Source organism: Pseudomonas sp. NBRC 111130, from assembly GCF_001320485.1.
Classification (GTDB): domain Bacteria; phylum Pseudomonadota; class Gammaproteobacteria; order Pseudomonadales; family Pseudomonadaceae; genus Aquipseudomonas; species Aquipseudomonas vlassakiae.
In genome coordinates, this window is sequence record NZ_BCBG01000003.1 from 230,058 (window position 1) to 248,714 (window position 18,657).

Annotated in this window: 18 protein-coding genes and 1 tRNA gene; 14 read left to right on the forward strand and 5 right to left on the reverse strand. The window is 63.0% G+C overall.

Features of this window, described 5'->3' with window-relative positions:
• The first annotated feature begins 23 nt into the window (after positions 1–23).
• The 7 genes from APH33_RS02585 to APH33_RS02615 are packed head-to-tail and all read left to right on the forward strand — an operon-like array spanning position 24 to position 7,226.
• Entirely contained in the window at positions 24–3,746 is a 3,723-nt protein-coding gene (locus tag APH33_RS02585) for a phage tail protein (protein WP_054883639.1), read from the forward strand.
• The gene (locus APH33_RS02590) at positions 3,746–4,804 is read left to right on the forward strand and encodes a hypothetical protein (RefSeq protein ID WP_054883640.1); all 1,059 of its coding nucleotides are present in this window, start codon (positions 3,746–3,748) and stop codon (positions 4,802–4,804) included. The genes APH33_RS02585 and APH33_RS02590 overlap by 1 nt, the downstream gene beginning before the upstream one ends.
• 8 nt (positions 4,805–4,812) lie before the next feature.
• Positions 4,813–5,388, forward strand: a complete 576-nt coding sequence (locus APH33_RS02595) for a hypothetical protein (RefSeq protein ID WP_054883641.1) — start codon at positions 4,813–4,815, stop codon at positions 5,386–5,388.
• Between the two features lie 2 nt (positions 5,389–5,390).
• A complete protein-coding gene (locus APH33_RS02600; RefSeq protein WP_054883642.1) occupies positions 5,391–5,933 on the forward strand; it encodes a tail fiber assembly protein in 543 nt (180 codons plus the stop codon).
• A 57-nt stretch (positions 5,934–5,990) separates the two neighbouring features.
• The gene (locus APH33_RS02605) at positions 5,991–6,434 is read left to right on the forward strand and encodes a structural protein P5 (protein WP_054883643.1); all 444 of its coding nucleotides are present in this window, start codon (positions 5,991–5,993) and stop codon (positions 6,432–6,434) included.
• The gene (locus APH33_RS02610) at positions 6,431–6,973 is read left to right on the forward strand and encodes a DUF2514 family protein (RefSeq protein ID WP_054883644.1); all 543 of its coding nucleotides are present in this window, start codon (positions 6,431–6,433) and stop codon (positions 6,971–6,973) included. The genes APH33_RS02605 and APH33_RS02610 overlap by 4 nt, the downstream gene beginning before the upstream one ends.
• Positions 6,954–7,226: a hypothetical protein gene (locus APH33_RS02615; RefSeq protein WP_256218583.1), complete on the forward strand. Its 273-nt coding sequence runs from the start codon at positions 6,954–6,956 to the stop codon at positions 7,224–7,226. The genes APH33_RS02610 and APH33_RS02615 overlap by 20 nt, the downstream gene beginning before the upstream one ends.
• Here the strand turns inward: APH33_RS02615 and APH33_RS02620 are convergent.
• Both APH33_RS02620 and APH33_RS02625 read right to left on the reverse strand, forming a co-directional pair.
• Positions 7,223–8,401, reverse strand: coding sequence for a tyrosine-type recombinase/integrase (locus APH33_RS02620; protein ID WP_054883646.1), 1,179 nt, complete (start codon positions 8,399–8,401; stop codon positions 7,223–7,225). The genes APH33_RS02615 and APH33_RS02620 overlap by 4 nt on opposite strands.
• A gap of 236 nt (positions 8,402–8,637) precedes the next feature.
• On the reverse strand, positions 8,638–9,717 hold the full coding sequence (locus APH33_RS02625; RefSeq protein ID WP_054883647.1) for a patatin-like phospholipase family protein: 1,080 nt from the start codon (positions 9,715–9,717) through the stop codon (positions 8,638–8,640).
• 152 nt (positions 9,718–9,869) lie between these two features.
• Here APH33_RS02625 and APH33_RS02630 point away from each other — a divergent pair, with 152 nt between their 5' ends.
• The 5 genes from APH33_RS02630 to APH33_RS02650 all read left to right on the forward strand — a co-directional run bounded on the left by APH33_RS02630 (position 9,870) and on the right by APH33_RS02650 (position 13,787).
• Positions 9,870–10,178 (forward strand): PepSY domain-containing protein, encoded by a 309-nt coding sequence (locus APH33_RS02630; RefSeq protein WP_054883648.1) that lies wholly within the window; start codon positions 9,870–9,872, stop codon positions 10,176–10,178.
• Positions 10,178–10,492 carry a PepSY domain-containing protein gene (locus APH33_RS02635; RefSeq protein WP_054883649.1) on the forward strand — a complete coding sequence of 105 codons (315 nt, stop codon included), beginning with the start codon at positions 10,178–10,180 and terminating at the stop codon, positions 10,490–10,492. The genes APH33_RS02630 and APH33_RS02635 overlap by 1 nt, the downstream gene beginning before the upstream one ends.
• 1 nt (position 10,493) lies before the next feature.
• On the forward strand, positions 10,494–11,162 hold the full coding sequence (locus APH33_RS02640) for a response regulator transcription factor (protein WP_054883650.1): 669 nt from the start codon (positions 10,494–10,496) through the stop codon (positions 11,160–11,162).
• Positions 11,159–12,478 carry a sensor histidine kinase gene (locus APH33_RS02645; RefSeq protein ID WP_054883651.1) on the forward strand — a complete coding sequence of 440 codons (1,320 nt, stop codon included), beginning with the start codon at positions 11,159–11,161 and terminating at the stop codon, positions 12,476–12,478. The genes APH33_RS02640 and APH33_RS02645 overlap by 4 nt, the downstream gene beginning before the upstream one ends.
• 151 nt (positions 12,479–12,629) lie before the next feature.
• Entirely contained in the window at positions 12,630–13,787 is a 1,158-nt protein-coding gene (locus tag APH33_RS02650) for an HPP family protein (protein ID WP_054883652.1), read from the forward strand.
• Here the strand turns inward: APH33_RS02650 and APH33_RS02655 are convergent.
• Entirely contained in the window at positions 13,761–14,627 is an 867-nt protein-coding gene (locus tag APH33_RS02655; protein WP_054883653.1) for a LysR family transcriptional regulator, read from the reverse strand. The two genes, APH33_RS02650 and APH33_RS02655, sit on opposite strands and share 27 nt — an antisense overlap.
• A gap of 180 nt (positions 14,628–14,807) precedes the next feature.
• On the opposite strand from APH33_RS02655, the gene APH33_RS02660 reads away from it, so the two are divergent.
• Positions 14,808–16,697, forward strand: a complete 1,890-nt coding sequence (locus tag APH33_RS02660; RefSeq protein ID WP_054883667.1) for a propionyl-CoA synthetase — start codon at positions 14,808–14,810, stop codon at positions 16,695–16,697.
• Between the two features lie 110 nt (positions 16,698–16,807).
• On the opposite strand, the gene zapE is transcribed toward APH33_RS02660, so the two are convergent.
• Positions 16,808–17,884: a cell division protein ZapE gene (zapE, locus tag APH33_RS02665; RefSeq protein WP_054883654.1), complete on the reverse strand. Its 1,077-nt coding sequence runs from the start codon at positions 17,882–17,884 to the stop codon at positions 16,808–16,810.
• 105 nt (positions 17,885–17,989) lie between these two features.
• Positions 17,990–18,232, reverse strand: coding sequence for a hypothetical protein (locus APH33_RS02670; RefSeq protein WP_054883655.1), 243 nt, complete (start codon positions 18,230–18,232; stop codon positions 17,990–17,992).
• Between the two features lie 270 nt (positions 18,233–18,502).
• On the opposite strand from APH33_RS02670, the gene APH33_RS02675 reads away from it, so the two are divergent.
• Positions 18,503–18,577: transfer RNA gene (locus APH33_RS02675), tRNA-Gln, on the forward strand.
• Positions 18,578–18,657 lie beyond the last annotated feature (80 nt).

Sequence of the window (18,657 nt, forward strand, 5' to 3'; positions counted from 1 at the left end):
TTTTTGTTGCCCGGAGGAAAGCAATGGGCCCGACAGATCACCTGGACATCACCGGCGGCAAGGGTGGCGGGAGCAAACCGAAGACGCCCGTCGAGGCCCCTGACAGCCTGCAGTCGACGAACATCGCCAAGATACTGTTGGCCGTGGGCGAGGGCGAGTTCGAAGGCACACCGACCGATCGTGATATCTACCTCGACAATACGCCGATCATGGACGCCAGCGGCAACGTGAACTTCCCGGGTGTGAAGTGGGAGTGGCGCCCTGGCTCCGTTGAGCAGGACTACATCCAGGGCATTCCGTCGGTGGAGAGCGAGACCACCGTCAACGTCGAACTGCGCAGCGACAACCCGTTCACCCGGGCGCTGAGCAATATCCAGCTGTCGGCCGTGCGCGTGCGTATGTCCTGGCCGCGCCTGGCCCAGCAGGACAGCAGCGGCAACACCAATGGCTATCGCATCGAGTACGCCATCGACATTGCCACCGATGGCGGCGCGTACGTCGAGGCTCACCTGGGGGCGGTGGACGGCAAAACTACAAACGGGTACCAGCGCTCGGTGCGGGTGAATTTGCCGGCGGCAACGTCCGGTTGGATGATGCGTGTGCGTCGAATCACCCCGAACGCCAACAGCGGTACCGTGGCCGACACGATGACCATTGCCGGCTACACCGAGATCATCGACGAAAAGCTGCGCTACCCAAACACCGCGCTGCTGTACATCGAATTCGACGCTCAGCAGTTCCAGAACATCCCGGCCGTGACGGTGAAGTGCAAGGCCAAGCGTTGGCCGGTGCCCACCAACTACGACCCGGTGACGCGCACCTATACCGGGGTGTGGGATGGCACTTTCAAACAGGCCTGGACCAACAACCCGGCGTTTGCCACCTATGGCATCTGCGTGGAAGACCGCTTTGGCCTGGGCAAGCGCATCAAGTCGTGGATGGTCGACAAGTGGGAGATGTACCGCATTGCCCAGTACTGCGACCAGCTGGTGCCGAACGGGCAGGGAGGCCAGGAGCCCCGTTACCTGTGCGACCTGAATCTGCAGGGCCGGGCAGAGGCCTGGACCCTGCTGCGAGACCTGTCGGCCATCTACCGCGGCATGGTGTACTGGGCCCACGGTTCGCTGTTCATGCAGGCTGACATGCCGCGTGCGCAGGATATCGACTACGTGTTCACCCGTGCCAACGTCATCGACGGTGAATTCGTGTACGGCGGTGCCGAGCGCAACACACACTACAGCCGGGCCTTGGTCAGCTACGACAACCCGGCCAACAACTACGACACTGACGTCATCCCCGTAACTGACCTGGCGCTTCAGCGCCGGTACCGGGATCGTCCGGTGGAAATTTCGGCGATTGGCTGCACCCGCGCCTCCGAGGCCCAGCGCCGCGGCAAGTGGGCGCTGCTGAGCAACAGCCAGGACCGCACCGTTACCTTCAAGACCGGCATGGAAGGCCGTATCCCGCTGCCTGGCTACGTCATCCCTGTGGCTGACGAACTGGTGGCAGGCCGGCCGAACGGTGGCCGGATTACGGCGGCCGCTGGCCGGGGCGTGATGCTGGACCGTGACACGCCTATCAAGGCCGGTGACCGCCTGATCCTGAACCTGCCGAACGGAACCGCCCAGGCGCGCACTGTGGAGTCGGTCAGTGGTCGCGCTGTGACTGTCACCACCGAGTACAGTGTGCAGCCAGAGCCCGAGCTCCAGTGGGCAATCGACTACGAAGACCTGGCGGTGCAGCTGTTCCGCGTGCTGAAGACCACTCGCACCCAGGAAGGCGAGTACGAAATAACTGCGCTGGAGTTCAACCCAAGCAAGTTCGCAGCGATCGACACGGGCGCCAAGCTGGAAGAGCGGCCGATCAGCATTATACCCGTAACGACCGTACAGCCTCCGGCCAGCGTCACCCTGACCTCGGCCTATGCCGTCGATCAAGGCATAGCGGTCAGCACCATGACCATCAGCTGGCCGGCGGTGCAGGGCGCGGTCGCTTACGATGTGGAATGGCGCAAGGACAACGGCAACTGGATCCGCCTGCAGCGTACCGGTGCAGCCTCGGTCGATGTGGTGGGCATCTATGCCGGCACCTACCTTGCCCGGGTGCGTGCCGTCAGTTCGTTCGACATAACGTCGATCTGGCGCGACTCTGCGCTGACCGAGCTTAAAGGCAAGGAGGGTCTTCCTCCCGCAGTCACATCGCTGACCGCCACACCTCTGGTCTACGGCACTCGCCTGACCTGGGGCTTCCCGGTTGGTGCTGAGGACGCCCAGCGCACTGAGATTTGGCAGAGCGCGACGACCAGCCGTGATGACGCAATCAAGCTGGGCGACTTCGCTTTTCCGCAGGCAGAGCACGAGATCCATGGCTTGGCCGCTGGTGTTTCATTCTTCTATTGGGCGCGCCTGATCGACCGCAGCGGAAACGTCGGGCCATGGTTCCCAGATGGTGTGGGTGTAAACGGCCAATCCAGTTCAGACCAATCGCAATATGACGAGTACTTCCGTGAGCGGATTGGGGAAGGCGCTCTGTGGCCAAGCCTGCAGCAGCGCATCGACCTGATCGACGGCAGCGGCCCGGGCTCGGTCAACGAGCGTATTGGCGAGTTGCGCAGCGAGATTGACGGCCTGGTCGATGCGCTGGAATACGATCCGCAGAAGGCCTACCTAGACGGCGATAGCGTGCGCCATGGGCAGCGCCTGTACCAGGCCATTCAATCTGTGCCTGCTGCGCCCGGCGGGGAAAATGCACCGCCGAACGCGACATACTGGCTGGACATTGGCCAAGTGGTGGAATCGGCGAATGGCTTGGCCGCTCAGGTTGAGCAGAACCGCGTCGACATCGAGGAGCAGGAAGACCGGATCACGGCCAACGCCGAAAGCCTCCAGGCTTTGCAGGTGAAGGTTAACGACCCAGTCACAGGTGTCGCCGCGACGGCCGAAGGCCTGAGCCAGATGAAGGGCACGGTCGAGACCATCCATGGTCAGGTCAAAGCCAATGCCCAGAAGCTCGACGGCGTGTTTGCACAAGTCAACCCGGCCATGGCCGGCAGCGAAGAGGGTTTCGCAGGCTCGGAGCAGACCTATGTCGGCGTATGGTCCCAGCTGTCGGCGCAGATCGAGGGCGACGTGGCCCAGGCGCAGCGCACCGACCAGGTAGAGGTACGCCAGGGTGAGACCAACGCGCTGGTCCAGCAGGTCAGTAAGTCGGTGGTGGATCTCAGCAGCGCGACAGCCCAGCAGTTCAGCCAGGTTCAGGCAGTTCAAGCCCAGAACTCAGCGGCAATCCAGCGCAATGACCAGGCGATTGTTGACGCAAATGGCAGAGTGTCGGCGATCTCTTCGTGGAAGACTGAGACAAACGCCGCGGGCAAGAAGGTGGCCACGGGCATCGTACAGGGTAGCGACGGTTCGGTTGGCGAGATCCTGCTGTCGGCGGACCGCGTCGCAATTATCAACGGCCTGAATGGGCCTGAGGCGAATCTCTTCGTTTTCCAGAACGGTCAGCTCTACCTCAACCAGGCATTCATCAACTCGGCGTTCATTCAGAACCTGATCGTCGGAATGACCCTAAAGTCTCAGGCGCTCGATTCTCAAGGCCGGCCGCTGCTGGAGCTGAACTTCGTCACTGGCGCAGTGACAATCCGAGGGCAGGACGTCAACGGCTCGACACTGCTGAATAACGGCGGAGTGTACGTCTACGACGCCAACGGTATTGAACGCACAGCAGTGGGGAGGCTTACCTGATGGCTGACCTTTATGGGGTTCGGACGCGAGATGCGTCCGGGGCCATCACCCTTGACACCACCATCACTCCGATCCGCTCGCTGAGGATGATGCAGGTCACCGGTAATAATGCACTGGACCAGTACATCGCGATACCTGAGATACAAGCCGCCTCGTTCGTGGTGGTTGACTCGCTATTTGATGGAGGAGACAGCGGCTCCTACAGCCCACAGGCCTGGTACACAACGGGGCAGCTGCAGCTTCGTCGTCCCATGACCAGACAGTGGCAGGTGATGATTCTGTCTCAGGGCGGAGAGCCTTTCGCAGCGGCGGGCAGTTACGGAATCAGGGCTAGCAATAATAACGTGAAGACCCAGATTGACGCAGTTAATAGAATCCTGACGGTTCGCTACAACGGTGGTTTGAACTTAGGCCAGCAGGGGCCTGGTTCGGGGTCGTTCATCCAGTGGGGTGAGGTGACATTCCCCGCACCGATAACTACCTATGAGCGACCGTTGGTTTTCTTTAACGCTGCTGATTACATGATGATCGGGAACTTCTACGTCAGAGGATCGCCAGGGAACTGGACGGGTTTTCGCATCAAGTCGTTCCCGTCGAGGGCTGCGCATGGCGACATAGCCCTGTACCCGATGGCTATCAAATGGTTCTGCGCGAGTTACATGACGCCAAATACGCCTGTCGGTGAGTATGGAGCATCGGTGAAAGATGCCGCCGGCAATCGCCTCTTCGTGACGTCGGCGAACCTGTCTCTGCTCAACAGCCAGCCAGCGACAAACTCATTCGCTACTGCGGGCACGCCAATCACAGGTACCGGCTATTACGCCTCGCCTGCGCAGATGGGCTGGACGGGTAGTTTCGACGACTACGTGCTTGGCAACGCACTTTTCTCAAGCACGAACGTTGGCCAGACGGCGCAGCCGATTCGGGCCAACTTCGGAGGGTTTCTCTCCGGAAACAGAAGCGTACTGCAGATGTATTGCGAAAATTTCGACGGAATAAACCCGGTTAGCGTCAACGGGCGAACTCTTTTCGCCTCTCGACCAATGAAACCTCTTTAGGATCAGATATGGCCAAGCAGACAATCAACCTCGGCACCGCCCCAACCGGGGAGGGTGGCGACACCCCGCGCAGCGCCAACGTCAAAATAGGCGCGAACTTCGATGAGGTTTACGGCTTTCTCGGTGCAACGGGTACGCCGCAAGCATTGCCCGCTGCAATTCCGGTTTCGAAAGGCGGGACCGGAGGAACCACACCGGCCCTCGCAAGGGCTGGACTGGAACTTGGTGACGCCGCAACAAAAAATGTTGGCACGTCCGCGGGCCAGGTCATGGGCGTCGGGGCAGGCGGATTACTCGGTACCGCTCCTTCAATCGCGAACCTGCACAACGTACTTAATACCGAGTTCCGCAGTGCGGCCGTTCCGTCGAACCAGCCACCAGGTGGGGATGGCTACTGGAACCTTATGCATATCCGAGCAGGCGTCGACGCTCGGTGGACCACCATCTTTGCTCAAGAAGTGAACGGCTATCGGCTCGCGTTCAAGACCGTGGCTGTCGATCAGTCTGCAGCTACTGCCTGGTCGATGATCTACCACTCCAACAACACCACTCGCGCCGCTGACGGCACTCTGAAGGCGATCTGACCATGGCAAGAGCAGCAATCAACATCAAGGGCGATGGCTCCATCCTCGATATCACGTCGCTCGGCAAGTCGGATATCACCGTCGAACATCCCGGCCCCGGCCAGTACCTGGTCGCCGGAACGTTGGGCATGTGCCCGCCGCCGGAAGGCTGGGGGTATGTGATCAACCAAATGGACGCTGGCGCCTCGGTGGCCACCACCTTTGCCGACGACGTGCTGCTGGTGAGCGTGGCCAAGGACGGCGAGCCAGCGGACCTGTTGCACAGCATCACCCTGCATGTGTCGGTGGAAGAGGCGCCGGTTCCACTGCCGCCTGAGCCGATACCGGCAGATCCGCTGCAGCAAGCACAGGAGGAAGTCGCCAGGCTGCGGTCGATCGCCGACGCCGCCATTGCGCCGCTGCAAGATGCTGTCGATCTGGAGGAGGCGACCGAGGCAGAGATCGCGCGGCTGAAAGAATGGAAGCGATTCCGCGTGGCGCTGAACCGCCTGCCTGAGCAAGCGGGCTACCCAGCAACCATCGACTGGCCCTCGCCGCCGGCCTGATCCACACCGAACCCACCGACCGCCGCCTGGCGGTATTTTTTTGCCTGGAGAAAACCCATGACCCAATCGCAGCCCCGCGGAGTTCGCAACAGAAACCCCGGCAATATCGATTTCAACCCTCGCAACGACTGGCAGGGCCAGATCGGCAAGGAACCTGGTGGTCGCTTCGCCATCTTCGACACGCCAGAGAACGGCATCCGCGCCTTGGGCAAGCTGCTGATCAACTACCGGGGCAAGGACGGTATGCCCGGCGTGGGCGGGAAGGGAATCGACACGGTGCTGGAGACCATCAACCGCTGGGCGCCGAGCAACGAGAACGACACCCAGGCCTATGCAGCCGCCGTGGCCAAGCGCATTGGCGTGCGTACCACCGACCCGATCAACATCAAAGACCCGGCCACCCTTCGCGGGATGGTCGTCAGCATCATCGTCCACGAGAACGGCGGCAACCCTTACGCGCCGGCGATCATCGATGAGGGTGTGCGGAGGGCTCTGGCATGAGCTGGCTGGGCGCGGTGCCGGCCTGGTGCTGGTGGCTGATCGCGCTGGTGCTGGTCGCCGGCGGTCAGCAGTACCGGGTTGTGGTCGCTAAGGGCGAGACCGGTACCGCTCGCAGCGAGCTGGCCGACTACCGTCTGGAGGTGGCCGAGCGCGACCGGCGCGTAGCCGCCCAGGCCAGAACCGAAGAACAGCGCCGCCAGGCCGTGGCGGACAAGGAGAGTGAGAGTGCACGACAACAACTGGAACTGGCCAAAGGCCGCGCCGCTGCTGCTGAGTCTGCTGCTGGCGGGCTGCGGGGCGAAATCGCTCGACTGCGCGCCGGCCACCGAGCCACCTGCGATACCATTGCTGCCCAGCAGCGCCAGGCAGGAACCTCTGCCGTCGTGGTGCTCGGGGGATTGCTTGAAGACGCTGACCGAATGGCGGGCAGCTGCGCAGCAGCGCTTGAGCGAAGCCGAATAGCCGGGCTGGCGTGCGAGTCGATCTATAATGGCCTCTCCATCAAGGGGAGAGAGAATAGTGAGAAGTCGTCAAGGTAGCGCTCAGCTCGGCGAGTTTTTGCCCGGGATCATCATGCCGCCAGAGATCCACGGCCTGCTGCGCAAACGGGTCGCAGAGATCGAGGTGAGTGAAACGGCAACCAATTGCCTGATCGCTCAGGCCCGGGCAGAGAGTCTGGTGGAAGCCATGGAGGTGCTGGAGGCGATCCCGACCGCTGCCATCGAGCGCCTGTACCTGATGATCTTCCATTCGGCAGAGGCCCGGCTGGCTGAGCTGGGATCTTCGATCTAAGCGCTTCCAGGCAGGACCATGTCTGCCCATTCCTGCATCATCCCGCGCCGCTGCTCTATATAGGTGGCGTGGTTGTACACGTCACGGATTGAGCTGCTGTCCGCGTGGGCGAGCTGGCGCTCGATCCAGTCCTTGTTGTAGCCGCGGCTGTTCATCTCCGTGGAAAACAGGTGCCGGAATCCGTGCGGCGACTGGCGGCCGGTGTATCCGCACCGGTCCATCAGGTTCACCGCGTAGTTGATGCCGATCGGCCGGACGGCGTCAGTTCTGTTCGGGAACACGTACTTCAGGTTGCCGGATATCGGCAGCATCAGGCGCAGGAGCTCGACGGCCTGGCGCGACAGCGGCACCACGTGGTCGCGGCGCATCTTCATCTTGGCGGCCGGGATTGACCAGGTCGCGGTTTCTAGATCGATCTCCGACCATTCGGCCTTGCGCACCTCAGCCGGGCGGCAGGCTGTCAGGATGAGCAGCTTGGTTGCGCACTGCAGCTGCAGTCCCGACTGGCTTTCCTCAATGGCCTTGATGATGGCCGGCATTTCCGTGAAAGCCAGGAACGGCCGGTTTTTATGCGGCGCCATTTTTTCGGTGACAGTGTGCATTTCCGCCGTGGGGTTGTTCTCGATCATGCCGGTGGCGATTGCGTACCGGAATACCTGGCCCATCCACTGCCTGGTCTTAACGGCGGTGGTCACCGATCCGCGGCGTTCTATACGGCGAATCAGCGTGATCACATCCGACCGCTTGATGGCGTCGATCTGGCGCAGGCCGAAGGCCGGTAGTACATCCAGCTCCATCGCGTTCGAAATGATCTTGACCGTTGAGGCGGTCAGACTTCCCTTCCTGAATTCCAGCCATTCGTCATAGACGCGGCGGAATGTCCTCTCCTGGGCGCCAAGGCGCTCTGTCTTCTTCACCCTTCTCGATTCGCGCGGGTCTGTTCCCTGCGCAACCTCTTCGCGCGCCTCATCCCTCCGCGCACGCGCTTCCTTCAAGCCGATCTCTGGGTAAGTCCCAAGCGAAATCCTGGCCTGCTTTCCGAGCCAGGTGAACCTGAAGTGCCAGCTCTTCACGCCGGTCTCGGCGATGTACAGCGTAAGCCCGAGCGAGTCCCCAAGGGTGTAGCCCTTTTCCCGGGGCTTGGCCTGCCTGGCCGCGGTGTCCGTGAGCGCCACTAGTACATTGCCTCTTGCTGGTCGTTGGATGTACTGGATGATGTACTACGTTTCTGTCATTGGGAAGGTACAGCGCGGTACGCGGCGATACGCCAATGACGCCTGATTCAGGGCGTCATGGCTGTTTGTGGTATCGCGCGGTTTTCGGCGGGAATCCACTGTGGAATCCTTGAAGATTTCCACGCTGTCATAACTCTATGTGAATCAATAATGCGCGCAGTCTACCAGCATGGCCGCTACAAGGCTTGCAGGCGTTCGTGCAACCGCCCGGTGGCGATCAGCTCCAGCAACTCATCACCCAGTCGCTGGCTTTCGGCGATCGCTTTGTACCAATAACGCTTGCGACCGGGCGCATCGCCCATGAAACGCTTGAAGTCGTTGCGATCTGGCAACTTGCCGAAGGGCAGGGCGGCCAGGTACTGCGGGGACGGCGTCATCAGCAGCACGTTCTGCAGACGCGTGGGGTCCCCTTTGCGCCAAGGCAGCGCCTTGTCGAACCAGCCGGGCACGACCTTGTCGGTAAAGTGCGGGTAGAGCACCAGGTCGTTACCGCGGTAGGGCAGGTCGAGGTGGTAGTCGAGCAGGCCGCCATCGCGGTAGGTGCCGGCACCAGCACCGGGAATGTCGCGCACGCCTTCCATCACCATCGGTATCGAGCCCGAGGCGAGCAGGGCCTGGCGCAGGTTGCAAAGGTCCAGCGGCAGGCAGCGCGAGGGAAAGTCGGTGAGAGCGTCGAGCGGCGGTTCGCTGCGCGCATCGTGCAGAATGACCCGTTCGAAGTGCCGGGCCAGGCGCGCACGCCCCAGCAGGTTGCTGGCGACCACCGAACCCAGGCCCATGCCGAGGCGGCCGCGGTGGTCGTGAGCGAGCTGGCCGTGGCTTTTTACCACCAGGATGTTCAGGCGGTAGTGCGGGTTGGCGAGGATCTGCCCGTCACGTCCCTGCAGCAGGTCGTCGAGCATGCGCTGGCAACTGCGGCTGATCTCGGCGGGGGTGACGCCTTTGGCAAAGTCCTGCTCGGTATAAAGCTCGCCCAGGCGGCGGATGCCGGCGACCGGGTCGTCGAGGCATGCGCTGGCGAAGCGCCAGGAGCCGATCGAGGCGCCGATCAGCGCGCGCTGTCGGGGTGCCGAGGGCAGCCATTCACCGAACAGTGCCAGGTCCAGACCCTGGATGCCCAGGGGCTTTGGGCCACCTGCCGCGCCTGGCAGCACACCGACATCGCTTGCCTGCAGTCCCTTTTCGCGAATCTGGCGTATAGCGCGCTGGCCAGCCTTGAAAGTGAGTGCAGGGTATTTGATGTGAATGGCGCTCATGACGGATCTCGCAGGTAACAAGGCGGTCATTATAGGGGCTTGAGACCGTTTCAGCTGCGCTATCATGGCGCCAGCTGTTTTCAGGTTGAATTAAGGACCGCTGGTTAGTCTTAGCCCCGTAGACAACTTGAACCTCGCTCAGGAGAGCCCCCATGAAAACTTTGACTGCCCTGTTCACCGCCGCCGCACTTGCCTTGGGCGCCAATGCCGCCTTCGCTCAGGACGTCCAGCCTGACAAAGTGGTCGAGCTGGTCAATGCCAAGACCATCAAGTCGCTGGACGAGCTCAAGGCCGCTGCCGTGGCCAAGCACCCAGGCGCCACCGTTACCGACTCGGAGCTGGAAAACGAATACGGTCGTTACATCTACAAGGTCGAATTGCGTGATTCGCAGAACGTCGAGTGGGATGTCGACCTGGATGCCAAGACCGGTGAAGTGCTGAAGGACGAGCAGGACCACTGATGATCCACTTACCCCGGCCGGCGCGATACCTGGCGTTGTCCTTGCTGGCCGTGTGCTCCTTGGCCGTTGCCCGCGACCTGGACCAGGACGAAGCCCTGAAGCTACGGCAGAAGGGCATCATCCTGCCGCTCGAGCAATTGCTGGATACCGCCCTGGGGCGTTACCCCGGGGCTCGCCTGCTGGAGGCAGAGCTGGAAGAAGACGACGGCCGCTACGAATATGAAGTCGAGCTGCTGACCAGGGACGGCGTGGTGCGCGAGGTCAAGCTCGATGCCAGCAGCGGCGCGCTGCTCAAAGATGAGGAAGACGACTGACATGCGCTTGCTGCTTGTCGAAGACAACGTGCCCCTGGCCGACGAACTGACCACCAGCCTGCAACGCCAGGGCTACGCCGTGGACTGGCTGGCCGATGGCCGCGACGCGGTGTACCAGGGCCAGAGCGAACCCTATGATCTGATCATCCTCGACCTCGGCTTGCCGGGCTTGCCGGGCCTGGAGGTGCTGGCGCAATGGCGTGCCGGCGGCCTCGCCACGCCGGTGCTGATCCTCACGGCGCGCGGGTCGTGGGCGGAACGCATCGAAGGTTTGAAGACCGGGGCGGACGACTACCTCAGCAAGCCCTTTCACCCCGAGGAACTGCAGTTGCGCATTCAGGCCCTGCTGCGCCGTGCCCGCGGCCTGGCCAACCAGCCAACACTGGAAGCTGCAGGCCTGCAGCTGGATGAAAGCCGCCAGTGCGTGAGCCGCGATGGCGTCGACATCCAGCTCACCGCTGCGGAGTTTCGCCTGTTGCGCTACTTCATGCTGCACCCCCAGCAGATCCTGTCCAAGAGCCACCTGGCCGAGCACCTTTACGACGGCGAGACCGAGCGCGATTCCAATGTGCTGGAAGTACACGTCAACCACCTGCGGCGCAAGCTGGGTCGCAGCGTCATCGAGACACGTCGCGGGCAAGGCTACATTTATGCCGGGAGCACCGGGTGAAGTCCATCCAGGCGCGCCTGAGCCTGGGCCTGGTCGCCGTGCTGGTGCTGGTCGGGCTGGTACTGGCGCAATTGACCCTGTGGCTGTTCGAGGCAGGCTTGCAGCGCTACCTGGAAAACGGCCTGCGCAAGGAAAGCGAGAACCTGCTGGTGGCATTGGTACGCGGGCCGAATGGCCTGCAGCTGGATGAGCGGCGCATTTCCGCTGCCTATCAGCGGCCTTTTTCGGGGTACTACTTCCGTATCGATCTAGACCAGGGCACGTGGCGTTCGCGCTCGCTGTGGGACCTGGACATGCCCAAGCCGGCCACGCCGGGGTTGTCCGATAGCCACGAGCTGGGCCCGGAAGGCCAGCAGCTGTTGGCCTTGCGCGCCGATTACCGGCGCCTGGGCCAGGACATCTCGATCAGCGTGGCACAGGACTACTCGCCGGTTCGCGACGGTTTCCGCCGCTTGCAGCAGATCGGCCTGGGGATGGGGCTGGTGGCATTGCTGATCGTGCTGGTGCTGCAGCGCATCACCGTCACCCGCTCGTTGCGCCCGCTGGAGCGCGCGCGCCAGCAGATCGCCCAGCTGCAGCAAGGCCAACGCTCGTTACTCGATGCCGAGGTGCCCAGCGAGCTGGCGCCGCTGGTGGACCAGGTCAACCACTTGCTCAGCCATACCGAAGACAGCCTGCGCCGCTCGCGCAATGCCCTGGGCAACCTCGGCCATGCACTGAAGACGCCGCTGGCGGTGCTGCTCAGCCTGGCATCCAGTGAGCGCTTGCAGGGCCTGCCTGAGGTGCAGGCGCAGTTGCGTGAACAGTTGGAGCAGATCCAGCAGCGCCTGGCCCGTGAGCTGAACCGGGCACGGCTGGCCGGCGATGCCTTGCCTGGGGCGCAGTTCGACTGTGATGCCGAACTGCCTGGCTTGCTCTCGACCTTGGCCATGATCCATGGCGAGGGCTTGCTGCTCGAGCACGATGTCCCACCGGGCCTGCTGCTGCCGTGGGATCGTGAAGACGTGCTGGAACTCCTCGGCAACCTGCTGGACAACGCCTGCAAATGGGCCGACAGCGAAGTGCGGCTGGGGATCGCGCCGACAGCCGGGGGCTATCGGTTATGGGTCGATGACGATGGCCCCGGGATTCCGCAAAACCAGCGCCTGCAGGTGCTGGAGCGTGGTTCGCGGCTGGATGAACAGGTCGATGGGCATGGGCTGGGGCTTGGCATCGTGCGCGACATCGTCGAGGCTTGGGGCGGGCGTCTGGCGTTGCTGGATAGCCCCTTGGGCGGGCTGCGGGTGAGCATCGAGTTGCCGCGCAAGGCGCGCTAGTGCCAGGGCACACCTGGTGCCCCCAGTGCCCAGTTCAGCACTGCAAAAAAATTGCAGTACAGGCGCATTTTTTTGAATTAGCCCCGTCTGCCTCCAACCGGCACAATTCCTTCGTTTTCAATCAGAAATACTTCAGATCCCGATTACTTGAATGTCTGCCATGCGTTCTGAAAGTCGTCTTCAGCGGCTACTGCCAGCCCCCCTGAACATCCCTCCCAAACAAGGCGTGCGTGCCGCTATCGGTGCGTTGCTCGGCCTGTCACTCGGCGGCTGGCTGACCAGCCTTGCCTATGGGCCGGGCATTGCCCTGCACCTGCTCGGCCCGTTGGCGGCCTCGGCAGTGCTGGTGTTCGCCGTGCATTCCGGGCCCTTGGCGCAGCCGTGGCCAGTGCTCGGCAGCTATGCCTTGGCCGGTGCCGTCGGCCTGGCCCTGCGCCAGGGGTTTGGCCCAGAACTCTGGGTAGCGGCCGTTGCCTTGGGGCTTTCGATTCTGGTGATGTGCCTGCTGCGTTGCCTGCACCCACCGGGTGGTGGGGTGGCAGTGAGTGCGGTCCTGGCCGACCCGGGCTTGACGGCCATGGGCGATCACCTGCTTGAACCGGTACTGCTCAACGCGCTGATCCTGGTGGCCGTGGCCGTGATCTACAACCGGCTCACCGGTGTGCAGTACCCGAAAGCCGGGGCGCCGCGCAAGGACGTGCACCATACCCATGACCCGCTGCCCAGCGAGCGCGTGGGCATCAGTGGCGCTGACCTGGACCAGGCCCTTGAAGAGTTGGGTGAGTTTGTCGATGTCACCCGCGACGAACTGGAGCGCATCATTCTTGCCACGGAACAGCATGCGCTGCAGCGTAGCCTGGGCGGCATCACTGCCGGCGCGGTAATGTCCCGCGACGTGCAGTTCGCTACGCCGGACACCCCCTTGGAGCAGGCCTGGAAAATGCTCGCTGACCACCACCTGAAAACCTTGCCGGTGCTGCAGCAGGGCAAGCTGGTGGGCATTGTCAGCCTCAGTGACCTGGCGGGCGCGGCCATGCAGCGTGGCCAATTCAGCTGGCGTGGCCTGTTCGGTCGCCAGACAGTGCGCATGGCGCAGGTGATGAGCCGGCGGGTAGTCAGCGTCAGCAGCCAGCACCCGCTGGAGCGCCTGTTGCCGCTGCTGTGCGAGCAGGGTTTGCACTGCCTGCCGGTACTCGACGGCGAGCAATTGGTTGGCGTGGTCACCCAGACCGACCTGATCGCCGGCCTCAAGCGCCAGTTGCTCAGTGCGGCCGGCGATACCTCAGACAGCCGGGTCCCAGCGTTGTGACCAATCGCTGGCGCCGGCTGCCACCTGCCGGCGCAGCATCGCGAAGGCCTGCTGCAAGGCTTCGCTGTCGCGCTTGCGCGAGTAGACCAGGTAGGTCGGGTAGGTAAATTCCGGCGCCTGTGGCACCCGCTCGAACACACCACTCTCCAGGTAGGCCTGGACCACGCGGGTACGGAAGTAGCCGCTGCCACCTTGCTCCAGGATGAACTGCAGGGCCAGCGGCCCGAGGTTGAAACTCAGCGCCGGGCGTGCGCAGTCGGGCAGGGCGGCGTCATGTTGGCGGCGGAAGGCTTCGCCCCAGTCAATGTAGATATAGGGCTCAGGTTGCGCGACCCGGCGCACGCGGATCAGCTTTTCTTCCATCAGTTGCTCCACCTGCAGCCCCGGGCCGTAGGTCGGCTGGTAGACCAGCGCGGCGTCGAGCAGGCCCATCTCCACCTTGTGCAGCAACGACTCGCCATCGCTCACTTCGCTGCGGATGGCATGGCTGGGCAGCTCGCGGTACAAGGCGCCGACCCAGTCGAGCAGCATCGGGTTGCCCAGGCTCACCTCCGCGCCCACATGCAGCACCTGCCGGCAGCCTGCGGGCAGCGGCAGGTCGCGGCGTGCCGCTTCCCAGGTCTGCACCAGCTGGTTGGCATAGCTGACGAAGGCTTCGCCGTCACTGGTCAGGCTGGCGCCATTGCGGCTGCGCACAAAGAGCTGGCAGCCCAGTTGCTGCTCCAGGCGCTGCACACGGGCGGTGATCGCGGTCTGCGAAACGAAGAGGCGTTCGGCAGCGGCGACCAGGCTGCCGCAACGCACGATTTCCAGGAAGGTCCGGGCCTGATCGATGTCCATGAGCTGCTCTGTGGCGGGAAGGGCGGCCTATTCTAGAGGCTTTGCACCGTTGTGGGGCATTTCTGTCAGGTCTGCAAATTTGCAGGTCCGTTGTGACTTTAGTCCCATGGCGGCCCCGGTGTGGCAGGCCATACTCACTATCCGCCCTTCAATAACAACAAGTACCGGGTTTTCATCGACATGACCTACCAGCACAGCTACGCCCAATCCATTGCCGACCCTGCGGCCTTCTGGGCCGAGCAGGCCAAAGCCCTGGCCTGGTATCGGCAACCCTCGCAGACCTTGCAGAACAACCCCGACGGTACCCACCGCTGGTTCGCCGACGGTCGCCTGAACAGCTGTTACCTGGCCCTGGACCGGCAGATCGAACTGGGCCGGGGTGAGCAGCTGGCGTTGATCTACGACTCTCCCGTGACCGGTGTGCAACAGACCTTCACCTACCATCAGTTGCGCGACGAAGTGGCGCGCCTGGCCGGCCTGCTGCGGCAGTTGGGCGTGGGCCAGGGCGACGGGGTGATCATCTACATGCCGATGGTGCCGCAGGCCGCCATGGCCATGCTCGCCTGTGCGCGAATCGGCGCGGTGCATTCGGTGGTGTTCGGTGGCTTTGCCGCCAACGAGTTGGCGCTGCGTATCGATGATGCCCGGCCCACGCTGGTGCTCACCGCGTCCTGTGGGCTGGAGTTCGACCGGGTGATCGAATACAAGCCGCTGGTCGACCGCGCCCTGCAGCTGGCCCGCCATCAGCCTCGCAAGGTGCTGGTGCTGCAACGGCCCCAGGCCCGTGCGCAGTTGCTGGCAGGCCGTGACCTGGACTGGCAGCAGGCCTTGGCCGGTGCCGAGCCGGTGGCGCCCGTCGAGCTGGAGGCCGGCGCCCCGCTGTACATCATGTACACCTCCGGTACAACCGGCAAACCCAAGGGCATCGTCCGCGAAAATGGTGGCAACGCGGTCGCGCTTTGCTATGCGATGCGTCATATCTACGGCATGCAGGCCGGGGATGTATGGTGGGGCATTTCCGATGTCGGCTGGGTGGTTGGCCATTCGCTGATCGTCTACGGGCCACTGATGAGCGGTTGCACCACGATGTTCTACGAGGGCAAGCCGATCCGCACGCCGGACGCCTCGGCGTATTGGCGGGTGGTCGAGCAGTACCAGGTCAATGCCTTGTTCTGCGCGCCGACGGCCATGCGGGCGATCCGCAAGGAAGACCCGGAAGGCGAGCTGATCCGCAAGCATGACCTGAGCTCGTTGCGCCAGCTGTTCCTGGCCGGGGAAAAACTCGATTCCAGTACGCACCAGTGGCTGGAGCAGGTCACCGGCAAACCGGTGCACGACCACTGGTGGCAAACCGAGACTGGCTGGCCGGTCACCGCGCCTTGCGTGGGGCTGGAAGGCAGTGCGGCGCGGCCGGGTTCGAGCAACCGTGCGGTGCCGGGTTATCACGTGCGCGTGCTGGATGACGACGGGCACCTGGTGGGGCCGGACCAACAGGGCTCCATCGTCATTGCCCTGCCGCTGCCGCCCGGGTGCAGCCAGACCTTGTGGGGCGATCATGAACGTTACCTGCAAGCCTACCTGCAGACCTACCCTGGCTATTACCACACAGGTGACGGCGGTTACCTCGACGAGGAGGGCTTCGTCTACATCATGGGCCGCACCGACGACGTGATAAACGTCTCCGGGCATCGGCTGTCCACCGGGGAGATGGAGGACTTGGTCGCCCGTCACCCGGCGGTGGCCGAGTGTGCGGTGATCGGTGTGCATGACGAGATCAAGGGCCAGGTGCCGCTGGCGCTGGTGGTGCTCAAGGATGGCGAGGGCATAGCCGAAGCGCAGTTGCTGGTGGAATTGGTCGGCAGGGTGCGTGAGGAAATCGGCGCGCTGGCGTGTTTCAACCGGGTGCGCCTGGTCAAGCGTTTGCCCAAGACCCGTTCGGGGAAAATCCTGCGGGCGGTACTGCGCAAGATTGCCGATGGGCAGGCTTACGTACCGCCTTCGACCCTGGATGACGCGGCGGTGCTGGGGGAGATCGAGGCGGTGCTGGCGGATCTGCCCAGGGCAGGTTGATCTGGGGCCGCTTTGCGGCCCTTTCGCGACACAAGGCCGCTCCTACAGGATCGCGCGGTACTTGTAGGAGCGGCCTTGCGTCGCGAAAGGGCTGCGCAGCAGCCCCAATATCACGCAGGTCCTGCTTTATGCAATTGCCCCAACCGACTGCGGGTGCGCATCAGGTCGGCCAGCGGCCCGCCGAGGCTTTGTTCCAGTGGCCGGCGCCCGATCACGGTCACCTGCCGATCCTGGTCATAAAGCACGTCCACCAGGTTGACGAAGCGCTGCTGCGCCGCCAGCGAACACGCCGACAGATCATCCAGCCCATCGATGATCCACTCGTCGTACTGTGCGGCCAGCACCAGGTAGTCGATCACCGCTGTGGCCTTCTCGCACAGGTCCTCGAAGGCCAGCATCACGCGTCGGCCATCGATGGCCAAGGCGCGCAGCGGGCGCTTGTTCACTTCCAGCACCACGGGTTGCTCAGCGGGTAGGTCAAGCGCCCGGCGCTGCGCCGCATCGCCCGGCCACACATAGTGCCCTTTGGTAAAGCGCTGCTGCTCGCGGTTGGCCGGCAGGCTGCGAAAGTCCGTGTCGCCGCCCACTTCAAGCACGTCCATCGAACCGTTGATCAGGCGGATCACCGGCAGGAAGCGTTCGTGGTACAGCGGGTTGGGCAGCAGCCCTTCAGGCGCGTAGTTGGAGGTCACCAACAGGAAGACACCGCGGGTGAACAAGGCGTTGAACAGTCTGGTGAGCAGCATGGCATCGCCGATGTCATGCACGTGAAACTCATCGAAGCACAGCACCTGGCAGCCGCCCAGTAGCTCGTCCAGGGTGGCGCCCAGCGCATCGTCCAGCAGGCGGTGCTGGTGCATGCCTTGGTGCAGGCGGGCAAAAAAGTCGTGGAAGTGCAGGCGCCGCTTGGCCGCTACCGGTACCGCCTGGAAGAAACCATCGAGCAGCCAGCTCTTGCCACGGCCGACCGAGCCGTACAGATAGAGGCTGCGAGGCTGGCCTCCCTCCAGCAGACGCGCGAGTTGCGCGGCCATGCTGTCGATGACCCGGCGCTGACCATCGCTGAGCTGATAGCCGCGGCTGGCGGCCTTGTCTTCGAACCAACTGAGCAATTCGCTCTGTTGAGGCGCGGCAGGGCGCAGGCGCTGGCCGAGCTGGCGCAGCGGTGCAGGGATCCAGGCGGGCAAGGTGAAGCCTCCTTGGGCAAATGCGGGCTGCGCGCAGCTTGCCCGAGGCGAGCGGTTTTGACCAATACAAAAAGTGCCAGGCATCTATCGCCTGGCACGATGTGTTCAGGCCTTGCGCTCCAGCTGGCGCTCGATCATGTATTTCACGGTCAACCGGCGCTCCTTCAGGTGTAGCAGGTCTTCGTCGACGAAGTTGCCGGCCGAGATCGATTCGGCAGCCAGCACCTGGTTGTCGATATCCACATACTCATCGAGCAGCCGGTCCAGGGTCTTGTCCTGCTGGCGCCGCTGCTGGACGATTTCGCGGGGGTAGTGCAGGTCCTGGTAAAGGTCGTGGGAAACGGGCATGGGGTCCTCCTTGGTCAATAGAATTCGCTTATCTGATTGGAAGGGAGGAATGCGATTGCGTTGAAGCGCAGCGGTATAAATACGACGAACGGTTGCCCGAGCGGTCCGCAGAATCGGCGCATGAACACTAACTTGCTGTTTTAAGGCATTTTTTTTCACGAAGGGGGTTTACAGGCTGAATCTATGTGTTAAAGTGCCGCGCATTCCAAGACAACAACCCGGTTGTCACTCGATTGGAATTGTCAGGTCAGCGTCAGCTGCATCCGATACAGGGGCGTCGCCAAGCGGTAAGGCAGCAGGTTTTGATCCTGCCATGCGTTGGTTCGAATCCAGCCGCCCCTGCCATTTTTCTCTTCAGTTAGCAAATTTCCCAATCAGTGCAGACGACCGTCAGCGCTGGTTTTGTCGTTTCCGTTTCCTGCACC